At 71.5% G+C, this 20,496-nt stretch carries 24 protein-coding genes; 11 read left to right on the top strand and 13 right to left on the bottom strand.

From position 1 onward, the window contains the following. Positions 1-3: 3 nt before the first annotated feature. From lnt to LG379_RS03685, 11 genes are all read right to left on the bottom strand, one after another. A complete protein-coding gene (gene lnt / locus LG379_RS03735; RefSeq protein WP_225753213.1) occupies positions 4-1,794 on the bottom strand; it encodes an apolipoprotein N-acyltransferase in 1,791 nt (596 codons plus the stop codon). Between the two features lie 216 nt (positions 1,795-2,010). Then, the gene (gene ccsB / locus LG379_RS03730) at positions 2,011-2,994 is read right to left on the bottom strand and encodes a c-type cytochrome biogenesis protein CcsB (protein ID WP_225753212.1); all 984 of its coding nucleotides are present in this window, start codon (positions 2,992-2,994) and stop codon (positions 2,011-2,013) included. Positions 2,995-2,996: 2 nt separating this feature from the next. After that, entirely contained in the window at positions 2,997-4,502 is a 1,506-nt protein-coding gene (locus tag LG379_RS03725; RefSeq protein ID WP_225753211.1) for a cytochrome c biogenesis protein ResB, read from the bottom strand. Positions 4,503-4,702: 200 nt separating this feature from the next. Further along, on the bottom strand, positions 4,703-5,392 hold the full coding sequence (locus LG379_RS03720) for a DUF305 domain-containing protein (protein ID WP_225753210.1): 690 nt from the start codon (positions 5,390-5,392) through the stop codon (positions 4,703-4,705). Beyond that, positions 5,392-6,030 carry a DUF3105 domain-containing protein gene (locus LG379_RS03715; protein ID WP_225753209.1) on the bottom strand — a complete coding sequence of 213 codons (639 nt, stop codon included), beginning with the start codon at positions 6,028-6,030 and terminating at the stop codon, positions 5,392-5,394. Before LG379_RS03715 ends, LG379_RS03720 begins: the two co-directional genes overlap by 1 nt. A 30-nt stretch (positions 6,031-6,060) precedes the next feature. Continuing rightward, positions 6,061-6,807, bottom strand: a complete 747-nt coding sequence (locus LG379_RS03710; RefSeq protein WP_225753208.1) for a cytochrome c biogenesis CcdA family protein — start codon at positions 6,805-6,807, stop codon at positions 6,061-6,063. Then, positions 6,804-7,355, bottom strand: a complete 552-nt coding sequence (locus LG379_RS03705; protein WP_013882298.1) for a TlpA disulfide reductase family protein — start codon at positions 7,353-7,355, stop codon at positions 6,804-6,806. Before LG379_RS03705 ends, LG379_RS03710 begins: the two co-directional genes overlap by 4 nt. A gap of 118 nt (positions 7,356-7,473) precedes the next feature. After that, positions 7,474-7,875 (bottom strand): helix-turn-helix transcriptional regulator, encoded by a 402-nt coding sequence (locus LG379_RS03700; RefSeq protein ID WP_161915742.1) that lies wholly within the window; start codon positions 7,873-7,875, stop codon positions 7,474-7,476. Between the two features lie 86 nt (positions 7,876-7,961). Next, positions 7,962-8,444: a signal peptidase II gene (locus LG379_RS03695; RefSeq protein WP_161915743.1), complete on the bottom strand. Its 483-nt coding sequence runs from the start codon at positions 8,442-8,444 to the stop codon at positions 7,962-7,964. 44 nt (positions 8,445-8,488) lie between these two features. Then, positions 8,489-10,456 carry a cation-translocating P-type ATPase gene (locus LG379_RS03690; protein WP_225753207.1) on the bottom strand — a complete coding sequence of 656 codons (1,968 nt, stop codon included), beginning with the start codon at positions 10,454-10,456 and terminating at the stop codon, positions 8,489-8,491. Further along, positions 10,453-10,842 carry a helix-turn-helix transcriptional regulator gene (locus tag LG379_RS03685; RefSeq protein WP_188484734.1) on the bottom strand — a complete coding sequence of 130 codons (390 nt, stop codon included), beginning with the start codon at positions 10,840-10,842 and terminating at the stop codon, positions 10,453-10,455. The genes LG379_RS03690 and LG379_RS03685 overlap by 4 nt, the downstream gene beginning before the upstream one ends. Positions 10,843-10,969: 127 nt before the next feature. On the opposite strand from LG379_RS03685, the gene LG379_RS03680 reads away from it, so the two are divergent. Beyond that, on the top strand, positions 10,970-11,563 hold the full coding sequence (locus LG379_RS03680) for a cadmium resistance transporter (RefSeq protein ID WP_043601971.1): 594 nt from the start codon (positions 10,970-10,972) through the stop codon (positions 11,561-11,563). A gap of 113 nt (positions 11,564-11,676) precedes the next feature. Here the strand turns inward: LG379_RS03680 and LG379_RS03675 are convergent, their stop codons facing one another. After that, positions 11,677-12,066: a heavy metal-responsive transcriptional regulator gene (locus LG379_RS03675; RefSeq protein WP_043601974.1), complete on the bottom strand. Its 390-nt coding sequence runs from the start codon at positions 12,064-12,066 to the stop codon at positions 11,677-11,679. A gap of 99 nt (positions 12,067-12,165) precedes the next feature. Between LG379_RS03675 and merA the strand changes: the two genes are divergently transcribed. From merA to LG379_RS03650, 5 genes are all read left to right on the top strand, one after another. Beyond that, positions 12,166-13,554, top strand: a complete 1,389-nt coding sequence (gene merA, locus LG379_RS03670) for a mercury(II) reductase (RefSeq protein ID WP_043601976.1) — start codon at positions 12,166-12,168, stop codon at positions 13,552-13,554. A 492-nt stretch (positions 13,555-14,046) separates the two neighbouring features. Next, positions 14,047-14,616, top strand: a complete 570-nt coding sequence (locus tag LG379_RS03665; RefSeq protein ID WP_225753206.1) for a CueP family metal-binding protein — start codon at positions 14,047-14,049, stop codon at positions 14,614-14,616. A gap of 449 nt (positions 14,617-15,065) precedes the next feature. Beyond that, positions 15,066-15,629 carry a hypothetical protein gene (locus LG379_RS03660; protein WP_188484735.1) on the top strand — a complete coding sequence of 188 codons (564 nt, stop codon included), beginning with the start codon at positions 15,066-15,068 and terminating at the stop codon, positions 15,627-15,629. Beyond that, positions 15,605-15,961 carry a DsbA family protein gene (locus LG379_RS03655; protein ID WP_161784005.1) on the top strand — a complete coding sequence of 119 codons (357 nt, stop codon included), beginning with the start codon at positions 15,605-15,607 and terminating at the stop codon, positions 15,959-15,961. The genes LG379_RS03660 and LG379_RS03655 overlap by 25 nt, the downstream gene beginning before the upstream one ends. Before the next feature lie 88 nt (positions 15,962-16,049). Next, positions 16,050-16,439, top strand: a complete 390-nt coding sequence (locus LG379_RS03650; RefSeq protein ID WP_225753204.1) for a vitamin K epoxide reductase family protein — start codon at positions 16,050-16,052, stop codon at positions 16,437-16,439. A 212-nt stretch (positions 16,440-16,651) separates the two neighbouring features. On the opposite strand, the gene LG379_RS03645 is transcribed toward LG379_RS03650, so the two are convergent. Then, positions 16,652-17,929 carry an Nramp family divalent metal transporter gene (locus tag LG379_RS03645; protein ID WP_225753203.1) on the bottom strand — a complete coding sequence of 426 codons (1,278 nt, stop codon included), beginning with the start codon at positions 17,927-17,929 and terminating at the stop codon, positions 16,652-16,654. Between the two features lie 93 nt (positions 17,930-18,022). On the opposite strand from LG379_RS03645, the gene LG379_RS17050 reads away from it, so the two are divergent. From LG379_RS17050 to LG379_RS03620, 5 genes are all read left to right on the top strand, one after another. Next, positions 18,023-18,154, top strand: coding sequence for a hypothetical protein (locus LG379_RS17050; protein WP_370634420.1), 132 nt, complete (start codon positions 18,023-18,025; stop codon positions 18,152-18,154). A gap of 273 nt (positions 18,155-18,427) precedes the next feature. Beyond that, positions 18,428-19,126 carry a MerR family DNA-binding protein gene (locus LG379_RS03635; RefSeq protein WP_370634428.1) on the top strand — a complete coding sequence of 233 codons (699 nt, stop codon included), beginning with the start codon at positions 18,428-18,430 and terminating at the stop codon, positions 19,124-19,126. 127 nt (positions 19,127-19,253) lie between these two features. Continuing rightward, positions 19,254-19,502 carry a hypothetical protein gene (locus LG379_RS03630; protein ID WP_225753202.1) on the top strand — a complete coding sequence of 83 codons (249 nt, stop codon included), beginning with the start codon at positions 19,254-19,256 and terminating at the stop codon, positions 19,500-19,502. 70 nt (positions 19,503-19,572) lie between these two features. Continuing rightward, entirely contained in the window at positions 19,573-19,890 is a 318-nt protein-coding gene (locus LG379_RS03625; RefSeq protein ID WP_225753201.1) for a rhodanese-like domain-containing protein, read from the top strand. Between the two features lie 20 nt (positions 19,891-19,910). Continuing rightward, complete coding sequence (locus LG379_RS03620; protein WP_225753200.1) at positions 19,911-20,243, top strand: YnfA family protein; 333 nt, start codon at positions 19,911-19,913, stop codon at positions 20,241-20,243. Positions 20,244-20,496 lie beyond the last annotated feature (253 nt).

Genomic DNA, 20,496 nt, shown 5'->3' with positions numbered 1-20,496 from the left:
GATTCACGGGACCGCGGCACCGGAAGTTGTCGACACCGCGGTGGTGGTCTTCTCCACGACGTCCTGGCCGAGCCGCACCCCGGTGTAGGCCGCGACGGCCACCAGCACGAGGAGACCGACGATCAGGCGCCACTCCAGCCACGGGGGCCACACGCGGCCGATCCACACCCGGGCCGGCATCCGCAGGGCCCGAGCGCGCAGCGTCGGGGTCTGGTCGCCCGGCGCGCGGAGCCGCCGCGGGGAGGGACGCCAGCTGTGGTCGCGGCCCCGTCGTCGGCGGCCTGCCAGCGCACCGCTGACGATGGCGGCCGCCGCCAGGAGGTAGAAAGCGGTCTGCGGCGCCGTGCCCAGTCGCGCCGCCGGGGTGAGCGTGGTGCGCAGCGGCAGCGAGGCGATGAGCTCCTGGTCGGTGAACAGGCCGGTGCGTGCGACGACCGTTCCGTCCGGCCTGATCATGGCGCTGACGCCCACGGTGGAGACCTGGACGGTCGACCTGCCGTGCTCCACCGCGCGGAAGCGCGACATCGCCAGCTGCTGGGTCGACTCCGGGGTGCGCCCGAACGAGGCGTTGTTGGTCGGGATGAGAATCAGCTCTGCCCCATCGAGGACTCCCTCGCGGATGAGGCTGGCGTAGGCGACCTCGAAGCAGATCCCGGTGGCGAGGCGCACGTCTCGTCCGAGCGCGTCGATCCGCACATCGATCACCGCGGGGGCGCCGCCGGCTGCCATGTCCGTGGCGACCCGGTCGACGAGTGGAGTCAGCCGCCGGAAGAAGGAGCGGAAGGGGACGTACTCTCCGAAGGGCACCGGGTGCTGCTTGGCGTACGTGTCGCCGACCCCCGCACCGGCGGTCCAGGTGATGATCTCGTTGTAGCGGATGTCCTGCCCTTTGGGGAACCGCTGGGTCCCGAGCAGCAGTGGGGCGCCGACCGCTGCGGCGGCGCGGTCTACGGTCGAAGCCTGCGCCGGGTCGGTGCGGGGGTCGATGTCGGCGGCACTCTCCGGCCACACCACCAGGTCCAGCCGACGCCTTCCGGCGTCGGCTGCGAGCCGCTCTGTACCTTCTGCGTGGTTGGCCGTGACGTCGCGGGCCTGCTCGGCCCAGTCGGCGCCCTGCTGCGGGACGTTGCCCTGGACGGCTCCGATCAGCAGTGAGCCGCTCTCCTGGCCGGCGTTCAGGGGAAGCAGGCCCGGGGCGCCGGCAAGGAGCGCCGCGGCGAGCAGCGCCCGAGCCGCGGCCGTCACCGCAGTGCGGCGCAGGTACTGCAGCGCAAGCGCCATCAGCGCCCCGGTCGCGGCGACGATCGCGGAGACCAGGACCTCCCCGCCGTAGGGCGCGAGTCGCAGCACGGGCGCCTCGGTCTGGGAGAAGGCCAGGAAGCCCCACGGGAAGCCCCCGAACGGCAAGGAGCCGCGGACCTGCTCGATGGCGACCCACAGCACGGCTGCGGTGGCTGCCTGGGCGAGCGGGCGGCCGGTGATCCAGACGGCTCTGCGCGCGTAGGCCCACAGTGCGCCGAAGCCGGCGACGTACAGCGCTTGGAACACGCTGAGCGCGACCCACGGCAGCACCGATCCGGTGGCCTGCAGTGCCCAGTGCACCAGCGGCAGGAAGAAGGCCAGGCCCCAGACCAGGCCGATGCCTGCGGCGCGGACCGGTGGTGCGCCGCGCATCGCCAACAGCAGGCACGCCATGCCGGCGTAGGCCAGCGGCCACCACCCCCGGTCAGGAAACGCCAGGCTCGTCGCCCAGCCACCCACGCCTGCTCCGACCAGCGCCAGCCCGGGCGCCATGCGGCCAGGTGGCGAGGCGCCACCAGCGCGGCGTTGCGCCTCGATGCGCTCGACCCCCCGGACGGGAGCGGCGTGAACACGAGGGTCCCCACCGGCCGCAGCAGCTGGACCAGACCCCCTGGCCGAGGAGGAGGCCCCGTAGGATCGTGTGCTCACCGGCGCGTCCCCGTTGGGTCGTCCCCCACCCTCCGGGTGCGCACCGGCATCGGCCGGTCGTCAGACGCCGGCATAGGAGTGCAGGCCGGTGATGAACAGGTTCACGCCGACGAAGTTGAACAGGAATGCGGCGTATCCGGCCAGGGCGAGCCACCCGGCCTTCCTTCCGCGCCACCCGGCGGTGGACTGGGCGTGCAGGTAGGCGGCGTAGAGCACCCAGGTGATGAAGGCCCAGGTCTCCTTGGGGTCCCAGCCCCAGTACCGACCCCAGGAGTCCTCGGCCCAGATCGCGCCGGCCAGCACGGCGAACGTCCACACCGGGAAGGCGAACACGTGGGCGGTATGAGCCACGCGTTCCAGGGCGGCGGCTGCGGGCAGCCGCCCGGCGTAGCCCCGGGTCGCCTCCCCGTCGGCGTCGCGCGCGTCAGCGCGGCGGCGCAGCAGGTACAGGCCGGTTGCGGCGGCCCCGACGGTGAAGACGCCACCGGCGATGATGGCCGCCGCGACGTGGACGACCAACCAGTAGGAGTTCAGCGCCGGGACCAGGTCCCCCGCCGGGGTGTACAGCACCGTCACGGCCAGCCCCAGGCACAAGGTGACCAGCGCGAGGATCCACACACCCAGGTCCCGCACCGGCTGGCGTCGCAAGAACACCAGATAGGCGGCCGTGGCGGCCAGTGTGGCGGCGGCCGTGAACTCATACATGTTGCCCCACGGCGCGCGGCCCGCCGCCAGACCCCGGGCCACGACCCCGGCCAGGTGCAGCACGAACGCCAGCGTGGTCAGTGCCGCAGCGATCCGCTCCGTGCGACGCGTGGCTGCGTCGCGGATCCCAGGCGGGGCCGCGGAGGCCGGCGACTGGGGGGCGAGCACGGCGCCATGTCTGCCGGCGGCGACCGGCTCGAGGAGAGGCGCGTCGTCCGCTGCCGGGCGAGATCGGCGCGCGGCCTGGTAGGCGTAGGCGAGCATCGCCAACGCGTAGACCGCGATGGCGCTGTAGATGAGCCGGTCGCTCAGCTCGGCCAGGAGGGTGGGGGTGGGCATGTTCAGTCCTCTCGGTCGTGCGGGGCAGTGCGGTTGCCGGCCGGTTCGGCGCCTGGCAGGACGGCGAGCAGCGACGAGAGCTCGCCGGGGACCGGCTCACGTCGGGTCAGGGCGTAGCTGGCAGCCTCGACGGTAACGGCGCCGCCTGCGGACGCTGCGGTGACACGGACCCAGACCCGGCGTCGGCGGACCGCCAGTGAGACCGTCAGGCCCAGCAGCAGGGTGACCCCGGCGACCAAGGAGAGTTCCTTGCCGGGGTCGTAAGCGATCTGAAAGTTCGCGAACCGCGAGACCGACTCGAACGTCAGGGTCCCCTGCCCGTCGGGCAACGTCATCGACGCACCGGGTCGCAGAGCGCGCGCAAACGGCTCGCCCCCGTCCATGACCTGGCTCAGATCGGTCTTGTCCAGGCGGAAGACCGACTGCGGTGCGCCGTCGCCCAGGCCGAGGTCACCGGTGTAGGCGGTCAGCAGCAGCTGGGGATCGACCAGGTCCGGGTACAGCGATCGAGGCCCGGCCTCCGGGTCGACGGAGGCAGTGGGGAGGAAGAACCCTTCGAACCCCAGCTGGGTCGGTTGCCCGTCCGGGACCTTGATCACGCCCTCGGAGGAGAGGTTACCGTCGAAGGGCACGAACACCACCGGCCCGGAGAACACCGTCTGACCGCGGCCATCGGTGACGCTCACCACCGGGGCGTAACCGTGGCCAGTGAGGAACATCTTGGTCCCCTCCACCTGCAGCGGGTGGTTCACCTCGACGGTGACCTTCTGCGCGTCGCCTCCGGGCGTGCGCAGCACAGTCAGGTCGGCCTGAAACTCCCGGGCGCTGCCGCGTTGGGGCCCGGCCGTCTCGAACCTGGCGGTGAAGTCGTCCAGCGTGACCGAGAACGGACTCAGCGCCTCGGCGTCAGTCAAAGGCCCGGGGGTGAACTCGTCGTACTGCAGCCGCGTGTTCGTGAAGGAAGCACCTTCCACGACGATCACCCGCCCCTCGAAACCGAAGAGCGACCCGATCGCGACACCCAAGAGCAGCACCAGCAGCGACAGGTGGAACACCAGGTTGCCGGCCTCGCGCAAGTACCCCTTCTCTGCCCGCACGGAATCGTCGTCGACAACGACGCGGAACCTCCGTGCCCTCAGGTGAGACGCGGCCGCCTGCAGGACCTGCGCCCGTTCGGCGTCCACGGTCGTACGACGGTGGCCGTCCAAGCGCGCGAGATTGGTCGGCGCCCGTGGGGGTTCGGCGCGCGTCGACCGCCACAGGCGCGCGGCGCGCGGCAGGACGCATCCAGTCATGGACACCATGAGCAGTAGGTAGATCGCCGCGAACCAGGGCGAGGAGTACACCTCGAAGAACCCCAGCCGGTCCAACAACGGGCCTACCACCGGGTTGTCAGCCACGAAGCGGGTCACGGCGCCGGGATCGAACGCGACCCCCCGCTGGGGAAGCAGCGACCCGGGCACGGCGGCCAGGGCCAGAGCCAGCAAGAGCAGCACCGCGGTCCGCATGGACGTCAGCGTCCGCCACGCCCACCGACCCCATGCCCGTAGCCCCTGCCCCGTCGGGCGCGGTGGCATCGCCATCACTCCAGGCCGAGCCGCCTCCTCAAGACGGTCACTGACCGCAGCATCCTCGAGCGCGTCCCCGATCGGCCGGGATCCCGCGGCCTCGGCGACGGCGCTGCCGGGCCAGGCGTCGATTGGCTCGGTCACTGGCCCGTCGACGCGGCTTCCCGCGCGTCGAGCATGTCGTTGAGCACCGCGAGCTCGGCGGTCTGGGAGCTGACGATCGCCTGCGCCAGACGACGGACGTCGTCGTCCTCGACCAGGTCGAGCGCCGCCTGAGCCATGGCCACGCCGCCTTCATGGTGCGCCACCATGAGCCGCAGGTACAGCACCTCGGCGTTGACCCCTCCTGCGTCGGCGAGCCTGCCCAGGTCCTCATCGCTCACCATCCCAGGCATCACTGCGTCGGATCCCGGCGCCGCGGTCGCGTCAGCACCGTGCTCAATGGGCCCCATGCCGGAGTCGGTTTCGCTCGTCCATTGCATCGGCGCGGCCAGGCTGGCCTGCGGCAGGTCCCACTGCTCCAGCCAGCCGTACATCTGCCCAGCCTGCTGCTGCTGGGTGAGCATGATGTCCAGCGCCAGGGACCGGACCTCGGGGTCCTCCGTAGCGTCACGCACCACCGTGGACATCTGCACCGCCTGGGCGTGGTGCGCCTGCATGTCGCGGGCGAACCCAGCCTCGGCGGACCCCTCAGCCGGCCGCGGGACAGGTTCCCCTCCACTGGTGAAGGCCGAGCCGGCGACCAGGCCGGCGACTCCGACCACGGCGGCCACGAGGATCACCACCGCAGCGGTCGGGATCCTGCGCGGCGCGGTAGCGTTCTCGCTCATCAGGCGTCCACCCCACCGGTGCACGGCGCACCTGGCTCCGGTGTCTGCTCACCCTGCTGGTACTTGACCAGGAACTGCTCCAGGCGCGGGTCATCCGCCGTCTCCAGCGCCAGCTGGGTCCCCCAGGCGCTGGCCACCACCGGCTCCTCGGGCAGCCCATCGAACGGACTGAGCAACACGTACGCGTTGCCCTCGGCCAGGTCGGCCAGCCGCTGCACCTGCTCGCCCGGCAGGTCCGAGCTGTAGGTGATCCACACGGCACCGTGCTCCAAAGAGTGCACCCCCAGCTCGTTGGGGATCGGCTCGGTGTACGTCCCGCAGTTGGCCCACACACCCGCGTGGTCACCACCGACCGGCGGCGTCTGCTCGTACTGCACCGCCTGCTGGACGTGGCCGGCTGACAGGTCGCTGAAGGTCGCGACGCCTTCGATCTCCCCCGAGGCCGCGTCGGCGACTTCGGCGGCGCGCCGCTGCTCGCCGACGAGCACGATGGTCGTCGCTCCGATGAGGACCCCGGCCACGAGCACGCTCGTGCCGGTGATGACCGCCGTGCGGCGGCGTTCGGCGCGCCGCTGCTGATCGCGGATCTCGGCCAGCCGGGCAGCGCGTTCGGCCGCTTCGTGCTTGTGGTTCACCATCAGTGGGCGCCCTTCGTTTGTCGACGTCGTTCACAGAACAGTGGTGTAGCCCGAGACCGTGGACTGCAGGCCGCGCATGAGGTGGTCCCACACCCCGGTGACCAGCAGCAGACCCGTGGTGATGAGAATGACCGCACCAGCGCGTTTGATCCCCACGGTGTGCCGGCGGGCCCAGTCGGTCGCGGTCAGTGCCCGGCGCATGCCCAGACCGACCGCGATGAACGGAAGTCCGAGCCCGGCGGCGTAGACGCCGGCCAGCACCGCCCCGCGCCCGGCGCTGGCCTCGGTGAACGCCAAGGTCTGCACCGTGGCGAGGGTCGGGCCCAGGCACGGCGTCCAGCCCAGCCCGAAGGTGACACCCATCAGCGGGGCGCCGACCAGGCCCGACCTAGGACGCAGCCGCGGCAGCATCTGGCGCTGGGATCGGGGCAGCCAGCCGGCGAAGACCAGCCCCATGACCACGACCACGACGCCCAGGACACGGGTGAGCACCGCTTGCGAGGACTGCAGCGTCGCGCCCAGACCGCCGAAGAGGGCCCCGTAGGCGACGAAGACCGAGGCGAACCCCAGGATGAACAAGGCCGTACCCGCCACCACCGGACGTCGCCGCGTCGCGACACCCTCATCGAGCAAGGCGCCGCCAGCGACGTAGGACACGTACCCGGGCACCACGGGCAACACGCAGGGGGACACGAAGGAGACCAGCCCCGCCACGGCCGCGACGACCGCGGCCGCAAGCAACGGGCCGGTCGCGACCAGATCCTGGACCGCGCTCACGACGACCCAGCGATCGGCGCGGCCAGGACCGTGTCCACCAGCGCGGTCAGGGTCGACTCCTGCACCGCGCCCAGGACGCGCGCCGCCGGCCTCCCGTCACGGTCCAGGAGCAGGGTCACCGGGACCCCGGCTCCGGGGAGGTGCTCGGCCAGGCTCAGCAGGGCCTTTCCATTGCTGTCGTCGATGCTCGGGTAGTTGATCCCGTAGCTCTCCTCGAACGCGATCGCCGCGGCCGAATTGTCGCGCACGTTGATTCCGACGAACCGCACCCCCTGGTCCGCGTACGCAGCCGACGTGGCGGCCAGGATCGGTGCCTCCTCACGGCACGGCGCACACCACGAACCCCACACGTTGATCACCACGACATCGCCGCGCCATGCGGCGATGTCGATCGCCTCACCAGTCAGCCCGGTTCCCGACAGGGCCACCGGTTCGCCTCGGTCCTCGGGTGCGTATTCCGTCACCGTCCTGTTGCCCGCAGCCACCGGGGACCGTTCTGCCGCCGGGCCTTGGCCTGCCGACAGGAAGCCGGCCAGCTGGACCGCCACCACAGCTCCGGTGACGACGACCAGGGCCAGGAGGATTGCCCGCGGGCCGGTCAGTGGCCGGCCCGACCGTGCCGGGGCGGCCGAGCCTTGAGCCGGAGGTCCGCCGGCTGCGGTCGGCTCATCCACTGACGGACGCCTTCATCAGCTCAGACTCTGCCGCCCACAGACTCTCATCCGGTGCGGCGACGCCCAGGGCGTCCAGTAGCGCCGCGCCCAGGGATGTCAGCCGGCACATGACCAGCTTGCCTTGTCGGCGGGAGGTCACCAGGCCAGCGCGGCGCAAGACGCGCAGGTGGTGCGAGACCAGGTTCGGCGCGGCCCCGACGACCCACGCCAAATCGCAGACACACAACTCGGCCCCCAGGGCCAGGGCCATCGCCGTGCGAAGGCGCACCGGGTCCGCCAGTGCCTTGGCGGTGATCGCCATCGCCTGGGAGCGGTGCGCCTTTGGCAGTGCTGCACGGACTGCCTCGGCGCGCGACACGTCCAGGCACAGCAGGTCGCACCCCTCGGTCGCCATACGGTCATCGTAACGAACGTTGATGTGAGCATCGGCCGCCGATCGCACTCGTGGCGGTGCTCAACGCGAGGCCTGCTCGGGTTCCCTCACCGGGCACCGATCGTGCCGTTCTCGCTCGGTGTTGCGGGTGCGGGCTGTTGCAGGGTGGACAGCACCAGCAGGGCGGCGCCGGTGACGATGGCGGTGTCGGCGAGGTTGAAGGTCGGGAACCACCCGCTGTGCAGGTAGTCGGTGACGACGCCGTCTGCGGCGCGGTCGGCGAGGTTGGCGGTGGCGCCGCCGAGGACCAGGGCCAAGGCAGCCAGCCGCACGTTGGTGCTGGCAGCGGCGGTGCGCCAGGCGACCACGCCGACCGCAGCGGTGACGATCGCGGTCACGGTCAGCACCAGCCATGCCGGTGCACCGGCACCGACGGAGAAGGCGACCCCGGGATTGTACGCCAGGCGCAGGTCGACCACGCCCAGGCTGATCACCCGATCCTGCAGCCCGTTCACCGCCCACGCCTTCACACCGAGGTCGGTGGCCGCGACCAGGACGACACCCACGCCTGCCGCCAGGCGTCGCCTCACCGGTGAGACCGCCGGCCGGACCGGCCTGTCAGTGGTCGGGGCGGTCAACGCTCGGCCATCGCTGCACGCTCGGCCGTCGCGGTCGTGTCTGGGATCGTGTCGTGGGGAAGGGGCCGCGTCCGGCCGGCGCGGACGCCGTTGGCGATGACGAAGACCTCGGCGACCTCGTGAACGAGGACCACGGCGGCCAAGCCGAGGACACCGGTCAGGGCCAGGGGCATGAGCACGATGATGATCGCCAGGGACAGGCCGACGTTCTGGAGCATGATGCGCCTGGCCCTGCGGGCGTGGGCGAACGCCTGGGGCAGGTGACGCAGGTCCTCGCCCATGAGCGCGACGTCGGCGGTCTCGATCGCGACGTCGGTGCCCATCGCGCCCATCGCGATGCCGAGGTCGGCGGTCGCGAGGGCGGGGGCGTCGTTGACGCCGTCGCCGACCATCGCGGTGCGGCGCTGGGTGCGCAGCTGGGCGACCAGTGCGGCCTTGTCCTCGGGTCGCAGATCTGCGTAGACGTCCTGGATGCCGACCTCGCGGGCCAGGGCGGTCGCGGTCAGTGTGTTGTCGCCGGTGAGCATGGTGACGTGGTATCCGTCGCGGCGCAGCTGGGCCACGACCTGCGCGGCCTCGGGCCGCAGCTCGTCGCGCACCGCGACGGCACCGAGCAGCGTGCCGTCCTCCTCGATCAGGACGGCGGTCGCGCCGGCCTGCTGCATCCGCTCCACCTCACCGGCCAGGGACCCGGCGTGGACCCAGCCCGGTCGCCCGAGACGGACCGGCCGACCCTCGAACGTCCCGATGAGACCCGCCCCCGGTACGGCCTCCACGTCGCTCGCGGGGCTGAGTGCGGGTACGGCGGCCAGGATGGCGCGCGCCAGGGGGTGCTCGCTGCGCGCTTCGAGGGCGGCCGCGACCTGCAGGACGCGCGCCTCGGTCCGGCCGGGCGCGGCGACGACGGCCACGACGGCCGGGGCGTTGCGGGTCAACGTCCCGGTCTTGTCCAGGGCGACCCCGCGGATCGCGCCGAGGGCCTCCACGGCCGCGCCGCCCTTGATGAGCACACCCTGCTTGGAGGCGGCCCCGACGGCGGCGACCACGGACACCGGGACGGAGATCGCCAGGGCGCACGGGGACGCTGCGACGAGCACGACCAGGGCCCGCTCGATCCACGTGCCCGGGTCGCCCAGGAGGCTCCCGGCGACGGCGATGAGCGCGGCGGCGATCATCACACCGGGCACCAGCGGCTTGGCGATGCGGTCGGCCAGGCGCTGCGCTTCGCCCTTGCGGGACTGCTCGGCCTCGACGATCCGCACGATCCGCGCCAGGGAGTTGTCCTGCGCGGTGGTGGTCACCTCTACCTCGAGGACCCCGGATCCGTTGATCGACCCCGCGTAGACGTCCTGCCCGGCTCCGGCCTCCACGGGCACCGACTCACCGGTGATGGCCGAGACGTCCAGGGCGGTGCGACCGGTGCGGATGATCCCGTCCGTGGCGACCCGCTCCCCGGGCTTGACCACCATCAAGTCCCCGACGCGCAGCTCAGCGGGAGCCACCGTGGTCTCTGCACCGTCGCGCAGAACCGTCGCGGTAGCGGGCACGAGGCTCAGCAGTGCACGCAAGCCGCGGCGGGTGCGGGCAAGGGAGTACTCCTCCAGGCCCTCGCTGATGGAGAACAAGAACGCCAGCGCGGCCGCCTCAGCGACCTCACCCAGCAGCACCGCGCCGATCGCGGCGATCGTCATCAGTGTCCCGACGCCGATCTTGCCCTTGACCAGTCGCCGGATCGTGCTGGGGACGAACGTCCACGCACCGACCAGCAGCGCCACCCAGTTCAGCACCGTCCCAACTGCGGACTGATCCCTGGACCCTGCGACCAGGCCCGCCAGGAGCAGCACGCCGGCGACGGCGGCGAAGCGGAGCTCGCTGACCTCCCACAGCCGCTCGGCCTCGTGCTCCTCGGCTTCCTTGCCGCTGGGGGTGGTCTCGTCGTCGCTGCAGCCGCAGGCGTCGCTCATCGTGCGCTCTCCTTGGTGATCGGGTCAGAGGTGGTGGGACGTGCGTAGGTGGGGCACAAGGCCACCGCGTTGCCGGTCGCGGCCAGCAGGCCCTCGGCCACAGCCAGCAGGTCCAGCAGCTCCGGGCGGGTCAGGTGGTAGACCGACGCGCGTCCCTGCGCGCGGTAGTCGACCAACCCGCACTCCCGCAGACAGGCCAGGTGTGAGGACACGGTGGACTGGCTCAGGCCCAGCTCGGTGCACAGGTCCACGACCCGCGCCTCGCCTGTCGCCAGGCGGCGCACCAGCGCCAGGCGCGTCGGATCGCCCAGCCCTCGGAACAACGCCCCCGCAGGCGCCAGCTCGACCCGGCCACTCACATCAGGACTTGCGATAATCATCGGCATGGATCGATGCTAGCGCCCCTCGGGTGTGGATTCGACCCCGGTCGTCCTCTCTATCGGCCGCCCCCGCCACAGCCGCGAAGTAGCGCGCCGGCGCCTCGCACCGCAACCAACCGAAAGGGCCCCCTCGATGGACCTGGCCGTAGCCGCCCTGCAAGCCGTCGGCCTGTTCCTGGTGACCAACATCGACGACATCATCGTGCTCTCACTGTTCTTCGCCCGCGGCGCCGGCGCCCCAGGCGCCACCGCCAAGATCATCGCCGGGCAGTACCTCGGCTTTGGCGCCATCCTCATCGCCTCCGTCCTGGTCGCACTCGGCGCCAACGCCTTCCTGCCCGAAGACGCCATCGCCTACTTCGGACTCATCCCCCTGCTCCTCGGCCTCTACGCCGCCTTGCGGGGCTGGCGTGGCCGCGACGACGACGATGACGACCCGGGCAAGGCCGCCGCCGTCTGGACCGTCGCAGCGGTCACCTTCGCCAACGGCGGCGACAACATCGGCGTCTACGTGCCGGTCTTCCTCACCGTCGGCCCCGCCGCGACCGCCGCGTACGCCGTCGTGTTCCTCGCCCTGGTCGCCGTGCTTGTCCTGGCCGCCAGGTACGTCGCCACCCGACGACCCATCGCCGAAGTCCTCGAACGCTGGGAACACGTCCTGTTCCCCCTCGTCCTGATCGGCCTGGGCATCGTCATCCTCATCGAGGGCGGCGCCTTCGGGCTGTAGAGCCGTTGTCCGTTGCCGGTAGCGGCGAGAAGGTCGTCGTCGGCGGGCGATTGCCGGTCACGGTTCTCCGCCGCCCCCTGACCTGCCGCCGATGCGCGAATGACGGTCGCGGCTCAGAGGTACCGACACACCGCGGTCGGGTCGCAGGCCCCTGGGTCAGGTTCGGCGGCGGCGTCCCGCAGCTCGGTGACGGTCTCGCGCAACGCCTGAAGGTGCGCGATCTGGCGGTCGAGCTGGTGGACGCGGCTGTCGAGCAGCTCGCGGACGTGGTGGCAGGGCGCCCCGCCGGCGTCTCGTACGTGCAGGACCTCTCGGATCTGCGCCAGGGTCAGGCCGGCGGCCTGACCACGGCGGATGAAGTTCAGTCGCTGGAGGGTCGCGGGCTCGTAGTCGCGGTAGCCGGTGATGGTGCGCTCGGGCGCCGGGAGGAGCCCCGCCTGTTCGTAGTAGCGCAGCGTCTTGGTCGTGGTGCCGCTCGCCTGGGCCAGCTCTCCGATACGCACATCGCCTCCAGCTGCCGAGCCTACCGGCCTTGACCTTCCAGTGCGGTGGAAGGTCAAGGCTGATGCCTGGAGCAAGGACCGGCGACGAAGGGATCTGGCATGAGCGCGGGCCATGACGTGGACCTGGCGGTGGTCGGCTCCGGTGGTGCGGCGATGGCGGCTGCGATCACCGCGCGGCAGGCTGGGCACAGTGTCGTGCTGATCGAACGCGGCGTTCTCGGTGGGACCTGCGTGAACATCGGCTGCGTGCCGTCCAAGACGCTCCTGGCGGCCGCCGGCGCCCGTCACTCCGCTCTGACCAATCCCTTCGACGGCGCTCCCACCTCCGCAGGTGGAGTGGACCTACGGGCGTTGGTTCAGCAGAAGGACGAGCTGATCGAGCAGCTGCGCGGTGCGAAGTACGCCGACGTCGCTGCCGCCTATGGGTTCGAGGTCGTGCCTGGGCACGCCGGGTTCCTTGATCGCGACACGCTCGCGGTCGAGGGCACGCCTCTGCGCGCCCAGGCGTACGTGGTGGCCACCGGGGCCGAGCCGGCGGTGCCCGAGCTGGCGGGTCTGGACGGCGTGGACTGGTTGACGTCGACGACGGCCATGGAGCTCGATCAGGTGCCGAGGTCTCTGGTGCTGATCGGTGGCGGCTACGTCGGACTCGAACAGGCACAGCTCTTCGCCCACCTCGGTGCGAGGGTGTCCCTGGTCGGGCGCGTGGCTCCACGGGCCGAGCCGGAGCTGGCCGAACGCCTGCGCGCGGTCTTCGCCGACGACGGCATCGGCGTCCTCGAAGAGCACGCCGTCGCCGTCTCGGTCGACGGAGGCGAGGTCGTCGTAAGGACTGCGTCCGGTGTTGTGGTCCGCGGAGAGCGGCTGCTGATCGCCACCGGTCGCGCGGCCCGCACCGACGGGCTGGGACTCGCCGCAGCAGGCGTCGACGTCGACGAGCGGGGTTTCGTCGTCACGGATGAGTTCCAGCGCACGACCAACCCGCGCGTCTACGCCGCAGGCGACGTGTCCGGTGCCCCGCAGTACGTCTACGTCGCCGCCGCCGCAGGCCGCGCTGCCGCCGCCAACGCACTGGCCGGCCCGGACGGTCCTGGGGCGCGGGTCGACTACACCGGCCTGCCCACCGTGGTCTTCACCAACCCCCAGCTCGCCTCGGCCGGGCTGAGCGAGAAGGAGGCCCTCGAGCGCGGCCACGACTGCACGTCCCGAGTGCTGAACCTCTCAGAGGTCCCGCGCGCCTTGGTCAACCGCGACACCCGAGGGACCGTGAAGATCGTCGCCGACGCCGCAACAGGCAAGGTCCTGGGGGTGCACGCCCTCGCCGACAGCGCCGGCGAGATCATGCTCGCCGCGACCTACGCCATCAGAGCCGGCATGACGGTCGACGACATCGCAGACACCTGGGCGCCCTACCTGACCATGGCCGAGAGCCTGCGGATCGCCGCAGGCCTGTTCCGCAACCAGATGCCGACGTCGTGCTGCGCCTGATCGCAGTGCCCGGCTGCGCCATCGGCGCCGAATCGGCCATCATGGATCATGACCGCGCCGCGCAGTGTCGCCCGCGACTCGGACCTGTGGTTGTTGCGGCCGACCTCGGCCCCATGCCGCGGAGCTGGGCAGCACCCCCAGCGTCTACATCTGCGTCGGATGCGCGCTCTGGGCAGCCCGCCGCTTGCTGATGAGCCGGTTCAGGGCCTCAGCCGCTGACGCAGAGCTGGCGCACTCGGGCAGCGCGGCGGCTGACGGCGCACTCGGCGGCCACGGCCACTGTTCCGGGCCATCGGGCTACTGGCTCCCGAAGGTGGAGAGGCCGCATCATGTGCCTCGGGTGACCGGAAGATGACCGCAGAACCTGTGGTGAGCCGCCCGACTACAACACCGCCGCCGTCCCCCTCGTCGCCGGTGTTCTCGCTCAGTTGGGCTTCGTCCTGCCAATGGAGATCGGCGAGATGCTCGTGTCCCTGTCCACGATGCACGACTGTGAGCGAGGATGTGCACATGCGTTCTCGGTTCCACGTCGCGACCGTTGTCCTCGCCAGCGCCGCTCTGCTTGCCGGCTGCTCCGCCACCACGTCAGAGGATGACGTGCTCGCCGATCTCGGTCTCGACGGCCTGACCGGTCAGGAGATCGTCGCGCAGCTCGACGCCTCCACCGAGAACCGGCCACTGGACTTCACGGCTTCCGTGCGCGAGGGCGAGGTGCTCCTCGGCGACGGCTCCACAGAGATCGGCCTCCCCTTCGCCAAGGGTCAGTTCTACGTGTCGATCGCGCCCTACATCCAGACCACGCACGAGTGCTTCTTCCACAGCCTCGCCACCTGCCAGGGCGAACTTGTCGACGAGCCGGTGGAGGTGACAATCACCGACTCCGACGGTGCGGTCCTCGTCGACGAGAGCGCCACGACGCACTCCAACGGCTTCGTCGGTTACTGGCTTCCCGAAGGCGTCGAGGGCACGATCGAGATCACCCAGGGCGACCTGAGCGGCAGCGTTCCGTTCAGCACGACCGAGGGCAGCCCGACCTGTGTGACCACCCTCCAGCTCACCTGATCCACCGCCCCTCCGGGCCGGCCTCGGCCGCTCCGGTCGCCGTCGACGCACTGCCCGTGCAGTGGGCGCAGAGGCTGGGGCCCAGCGGGCTTGGCACTCACAGGTCATGACAGCACACGAGCACCTGCACCTGCCCACGCCTAAACCCTCGCGCGAGAACTGGATGACCGACAGGACCGAGCGAGGGTCGCCCGAGGCCAAGACGACCCCGCCGGCGCGATCGCCACGTCCGTGCCGGCGCCGATCGCCACACCGATGTCGGCTGCGAGAGGCGTAAACGAACGTTTCCGCTACACCCGCCACAAGTCAGCCGACGCGGGTCTTCCAGCGGAAGGTGGCGGGAGTCTGCCGAAGCCGAGTGGCGGTCCGGCCGCTCTCTGACGTCGCCGAGCCACGCGGTCGCAGCAGCGCCGCTGGCGCGGGCTCGGGTCCCGGCGGAGGGTGGGGTGATGACGTCGTACTGGCTCGTGCTCGGTCTGGCGGCGCTGCCCGCGCTGGGCAACTTCGCCGGTGGGGCACTTGCCGAGTTCTTCCGGGTCTCGGACCGCACGCTGAGCCTGGCGCTGCACCTGGCCGCTGGCATCGTGCTCGCGGTGGTGGGGCTGGAGCTGATGCCTGAGGCGCTGGCGGGTAGCCCCGCGTGGGTCCCCATGCTGGCCTTCGTCGCCGGCGGTGCGGCGTTCATCGGACTCGACCGGGTGGCCGTCTTCGTCCAGGCCAGGCTCGGCCGACCCGACGAGGACGCCACCGGCAGCAGGACACGCGCCGTGGGGATCTTCTCCGGGGTCTCCATGGACTTGTTCAGCGACGGCGTCATGATCGGTACCGGTGCCGTCATCAACCGCCCGGACTCGCCGCGGCTGACGACCGGCGCGGAGGTCGAGCTCGTGGAGTTCCTCGACTTCGAGTGCGAGGCGTGCGGCGCGATCTACGCGGTGGTCGAGGACCTCAAGGAGCGGTACGGCGCGTCGCGGTGGTCGTCCGCTACATGCCGCTGCACGCCAGCTCGGTGAACGCGGCCCTGGCGGCCGAGGCCGCAGGCGAGCAGGGGCGGCACGAGGAGATATCCGACCTGCTCTTCACCAGACAGGCGGAGTGCGGACACCAGCAGACCGCTGAGCGTGACCTGTTCTTCGACTACGCGGAAGAGCTGGGCCTGGACGCAGCTCAGTTCGAGGAGGACTTCGACGACCCGGCGACACTGGCGCGCATCGAGCGCGATCAGGTGGACGGGCAGGCCGCTGGAGTCACCGGGACGCCGACGTTCTTCCTCGACGGCGCGCCGTTGCCCGTGGACAGCATCGATGACCTCGAGCGGGCGCTGACCGCGGCCCTCGATGGCTAGGCAGGCCGCCACCGGCACGGCCGGAACGCCCACGGGCCGCCCGGCCGAGGCCGCGCCCGCGCGCACGGCGACGGGGTGGCGCGCAGCTGTGGCGGCATCGCGCAGGCTCGGCCGGTCTGGTCATCATGGGCGGGATGGGGCTCGCCGCGCGGTCGCCCTCCTGCTGGAGCGGATCGCGATCCTGCTCGACTGGACCACATTCCCCAGCTGCACGCTCAACCCGGTGCTCTCCTGCGGCTCGGTGATGACGTCTCCGCAGGCGTCGGTGTTCGGCTTCCCCAACCCGGTCATCGGCGTCGTCGGCTTCACCGTGGTCCTGACGACGGGCGTGGCGATCCTCGCCGGCGCCCGGCTCGCCCGCTGGTACTGGGCAGGGCTGCAGGTCGGGGCGACGGCCGCGTCCGTCTTCGTGCACTGGCTCGTCTTCCAGAGCCTGTACCGCATCGGCGCCCTGTGCCCGGACTGCCTCGTCGTGTGATCGTGACCATCCCGCTGTTCGTGGTCATGACCGCGCGCAACCTCCGCGCGATCCCGTCGCCACGGCTCCCGGGAGCGCAGAAGGCGGTCGACGTCGTGCAGGAGTACCAGCTGCCGATCGTGGTCGCCTGGTACCTGGTCATCACCGCGTCGGCGGCGCAGCGGTTCTGGGACGTATTGGATCACGCCCCTGCCCTGAGGAGGGGGCGCCTCTCAGGTGGCCAGGTCCCACAGGAGGAAGACGTTGAGGGCGACGATGAGCGCCGCCACGACCCCGGCAGCCGCGGTCGTGACCGGGCGGTTGACCAGCGAGCCCATCAGGGAGCGCCGCGCCGTGAAGATCAGCAGCGGCACAAGGGCGAAGGGGATACCGAAGCTCAGCACCACCTGGGACCAGACCAGGGCCGCTGTCGGGTCGATACCCAGGGAGAGGACCACCAGGGCCGGCGCAAGGGTCAGCGCCCGGCGCAGCCACAACGGGATCTGGCGCTGCAGGAACCCCGCCATGACCACCTGGCCTGCGTAGGTCCCCACAGACGACGCCGCGAAACCCGAGGCCAGCAGGGCGAGCGCGAAGGCCAACGCCGCGCCCTCGCCCGCAGCTGCAGCGAGGCTGGCGTGGGCACCCTCCAGGGTGGCGGCGCCCGGGTCGCCAGCGAAGAGCTGGGCGGCGACGATCAGCATCGTGGCGTTGATCAGGCCCGCCCCTCCCATCGCCAGCAGGACGTCCAACCGCTGGCTGCGCAGGACACGGCGCAGCGCCGCCGGCGCCACCGTGGCCCCCGCCGGGCCGGGCAGCCCGTACCGGCCGGGCATGAGCGCCGAGTGCACGTAGATCACGTGCGGCATGACGGTCGCCCCGAGGATGCCGGTGGCCAGCAGGACGCTGTCGGTGTCGACGAACCCGGGCACGAGCCCGCCGGCCAGGGCCGCCGGCTCCGCGCCCGAGACCACCAACGTGTAGGCGAATCCGAGCGCGATCACAGCCAGCAGACCGGTGATCACCAGCTCGAAGGGCCGGTGGCCACGCGACTGCGCAGCGAGGAGGCCGAACGCGACGACAGCGGTGATGAGTCCGCCGACGGGCAGCGGGACACCGAACAGCAGGTACAGGGCAACCGCACCACCGACCACCTCCGCAAGATCGGTCGCGATCGCCACGGCCTCGGCCTGCACCCACAGCAACCTCGTGACCGGGCGAGGTAGGTGCGCCCGGCACAGCGAGGCGAGGTCCTGGCCGGTGGCCAGGCCGAGCTTGGCCGTGAGCGCCTGGATCAGCATGGCCATGAGGTTGGCGGCGACGATCACCCACAGCAGCCGGTACTCGTAGCCGGCTCCACCCGCGAAGTTCGTCGCGAAGTTGCCGGGGTCGACGTAGGCAACCGCGGCCACGAACGCGGGCCCGAGCAGCACCCACGTGCCCCCGGACCGTCGCGACGCGGGAGCCCCCGCGGCACGCGCACGTGCCGACCGGTTGTCGAGAACGCGCACAGGTGCTCCTTCGGCGGCGGGCTGATGGGGCCGAAACTAGCGTCGCGCAGCGGTGCGTCGCAGCCGCCGAGGGGTCCGTCCGTCGCGGTTCTGGTGGCGACCGGTGAGGAGGTGCGGTCTGGCCGCAAGCCCGTCGCGTTCGCCGTCGGCGGCTACATCGCTGCCGCGTACTGGTTCACCTCCACCAGCTTCGGAGGCCGGCTGTCACGCTCGCGAGAACGCTGAGCGACACGCTCGCCGGCATCGCACCGGCCTCGGTCGCGATGTTCGTCGCGATGCAACTCCTCGGTGCGGCCCTACCCTATGGGCCCGTGCGAGTGATGTTTCATCGGGCCGTCTAGCGTGACTCGACGCGCGAAAATCTCCACCCGCGCCCGACGTCACCCACTTGACCTTCCACCCGACCTGAAGGTCTAGCGTCGTCGACATGGGCTACCGCATCGCCGAAGCAGCCACGATGGTGGGCGTCCCCGCGACCACGCTGCGCTACTACGGGACATCGGCCTGGTCGAGGCGCCCGCGCGCGGCACGAACGGATGCCGGACCTACGACGAGGCCGACATCGCCCGGCTGCGGTTCATCACGGCCACGAAGAACCTCGGCATCCCGTTGTCCGACGTCGCCGACCTTGTGCGGGCCTTCGACGTCGAGGACTGCTCGAGTGTCGCGCACCAGGTCGTGGAGATGGTCGCCGAGCGCCTGACCGAGACCCAGACCCGCATCGGTGAGCTGGTCGCCCTGGCGGCGCAGCTTCAGGCGGTGTCCGCCCGGCTGGCCGCAGCGCCGACCGCCGGAGCGTGCGGTGTGGACTGCCCGTGCGCCACTGCGGCCCCGGTACCCCTGGCGGATCGCCGGACGTTCGTGCCCCTCACCCGTGGGCCGGCCATGGAGGGCGAGGCCGCGGTGCCGATCGCGTGCTCACTCGATGCCGGCGCCGTCCCGGACCGGGTCTCGCAGTGGCAGGCGCTCGTCCGGCGGGCCACCTCTCGTGAGCCCGTCTCGGGCGGGATGGCCCTGACGTTCCCTGCCTCCGCGGACCTTGCCGCTGAGGTCACCCGCCTGGCCGTCGCCGAGCAGGACTGCTGCTCGTTCTTCACCTTCACCGTTCGCCTTACCACCGGCAAGATCCGCCTGGAGGTCCAGGCCCCCGCCGACGCGGCCGCCGTGGTCGCCGCGATGTTCGGCACCGCCGCCTGACCGCACGCGACCCCACGACCCAGGCACCGTGCCTGCGGTCGCCATCACCCCTGCGAGGAGAACCGATGAGCGCCCCGACGACGCACCACCACGAGGACCCACGACGACCGCTGCCACGGGCACCCGGATGGGCGCGATCGCGGGGATCGGCGTCGTTCTCGCCTGTGCCATCGCATGCTCCGTGCCGCTGATCGCCGCCGGCGGCCTGGCCGCCGGGCTCGGGGCCTTCCTGGCTGGCGGTGAGGCCATCGCGCTCGGGGTGGTTGCTGTCGTCGGCGCGCTCGTCACCACCGCGATCTGGATACGCCGCCAACGACGGGCCGCTGCCACCACCGCGGCCGTGGGCGCCTCGGCATGCGGCTGCGGCGGCCGCTGACACGGCGCTCCGCACGGGGCCAGCCACCGACACTCACACCCAGGAGATCCAGTGCCCGCAACCATCAGCCGTGAGGAGCTCGTCGCCCTGGTCGAGCTCGACCAAGTCGCCCTCGTCGAGGCGCTGCCAGTCTCACTACGACGCCGAGTACCTGCCCGGCGCCGTCAACACCCCAGGAGCGCTGACCGCGGCCAAGGCCGCCCGCATCGTCCCCGACCGCGATCGCACCGTAGTCGTGTACTGCTCCGGCCCCGCCTGCGGCCGGTCCACGGTCACCGCCGCCGCCTTCACCGCCCTGGGGTACACCAACGTCCGCGTGTCTGCCGACGGGAAGGCCGACTGGTTCGCCGCCGGTCTACCCATGGAGCGTCCCAGAGCCGCGGGCTGACGGCGGGCACACTGGCACCCATGACGACGCTGCGCTCCCTGCTCCTGTTCGCCGTCGCCGCACTGGCCGAGATCGGCGGCGCCTGGCTGGTCTGGCAAGGCGTGCGCGAGCACCGCGGCGTCCTCTGGATCGGCGCCGGCGTCATCGCTCTCGGCCTCTACGGGTTCATCGCGACGCTCCAGCCGGACGCGCACTTCGGGCGCATCCTCGCCGCATACGGCGGCATCTTCGTGGCCGGCTCGCTCGCCTGGGGCGTCGTCGTCGACAAGTTCCGCCCTGACCGGTGGGACATCACCGGCGCCATCATCTGCCTGTTCGGCGTCGCCGTGATGATGTACGCACCGCGCGGGTGAGCACCCGCCCGCAAGGCTCACCAGCGCGCGGGGTCCGCGTCGACCTTCTGTGCCGGGAGGGGCGTGCGAGGAAGGGCCGCAGACCGGGCCGACGGCACCAGCAGTCGTCAGCGCAGCCGCACGCCTGCGCTCCGAACCGTTCCGCCAGCCGGCTGCCGGCCGCTACAAGCAGGTAGAGAGCAGCGACTAGGGCGACGGCGCGCTCACGACAGTGCCGCGAGGAGCTGGTCGATGGTCGGCGAGCCGCCGAGAC

Origin of the sequence: Actinotalea sp. Marseille-Q4924 (genome assembly GCF_916618755.1) — a bacterium.
Taxonomy (GTDB): domain Bacteria; phylum Actinomycetota; class Actinomycetes; order Actinomycetales; family Cellulomonadaceae; genus Actinotalea.
The sequence above is the reverse complement of the archived record's forward strand: the minus strand, read 5'-3'. Positions and strand labels throughout refer to the sequence as shown.

Coding starts and splice junctions, on each gene's coding strand:
- lnt (WP_225753213.1), bottom strand. CDS start 1,794: ATGGCGCCCGGGCTGGCGCTGGTCGGAGCAGGCGTGGGTGGCTGGGCG.
- ccsB (WP_225753212.1), bottom strand. CDS start 2,994: ATGCCCACCCCCACCCTCCTGGCCGAGCTGAGCGACCGGCTCATCTAC.
- LG379_RS03725 (WP_225753211.1), bottom strand. CDS start 4,502: ATGCGGACCGCGGTGCTGCTCTTGCTGGCTCTGGCCCTGGCCGCCGTG.
- LG379_RS03720 (WP_225753210.1), bottom strand. CDS start 5,392: ATGAGCGAGAACGCTACCGCGCCGCGCAGGATCCCGACCGCTGCGGTG.
- LG379_RS03715 (WP_225753209.1), bottom strand. CDS start 6,030: ATGGTGAACCACAAGCACGAAGCGGCCGAACGCGCTGCCCGGCTGGCC.
- LG379_RS03700 (WP_161915742.1), bottom strand. CDS start 7,875: ATGGCGACCGAGGGGTGCGACCTGCTGTGCCTGGACGTGTCGCGCGCC.
- LG379_RS03690 (WP_225753207.1), bottom strand. CDS start 10,456: ATGAGCGACGCCTGCGGCTGCAGCGACGACGAGACCACCCCCAGCGGC.
- LG379_RS03685 (WP_188484734.1), bottom strand. CDS start 10,842: ATGCCGATGATTATCGCAAGTCCTGATGTGAGTGGCCGGGTCGAGCTG.
- LG379_RS03680 (WP_043601971.1), top strand. CDS start 10,970: ATGGACCTGGCCGTAGCCGCCCTGCAAGCCGTCGGCCTGTTCCTGGTG.
- merA (WP_043601976.1), top strand. CDS start 12,166: ATGAGCGCGGGCCATGACGTGGACCTGGCGGTGGTCGGCTCCGGTGGT.
- LG379_RS03660 (WP_188484735.1), top strand. CDS start 15,066: ATGACGTCGTACTGGCTCGTGCTCGGTCTGGCGGCGCTGCCCGCGCTG.
- LG379_RS03655 (WP_161784005.1), top strand. CDS start 15,605: ATGCCGCTGCACGCCAGCTCGGTGAACGCGGCCCTGGCGGCCGAGGCC.
- LG379_RS03630 (WP_225753202.1), top strand. CDS start 19,254: ATGGGCGCGATCGCGGGGATCGGCGTCGTTCTCGCCTGTGCCATCGCA.
- LG379_RS03620 (WP_225753200.1), top strand. CDS start 19,911: ATGACGACGCTGCGCTCCCTGCTCCTGTTCGCCGTCGCCGCACTGGCC.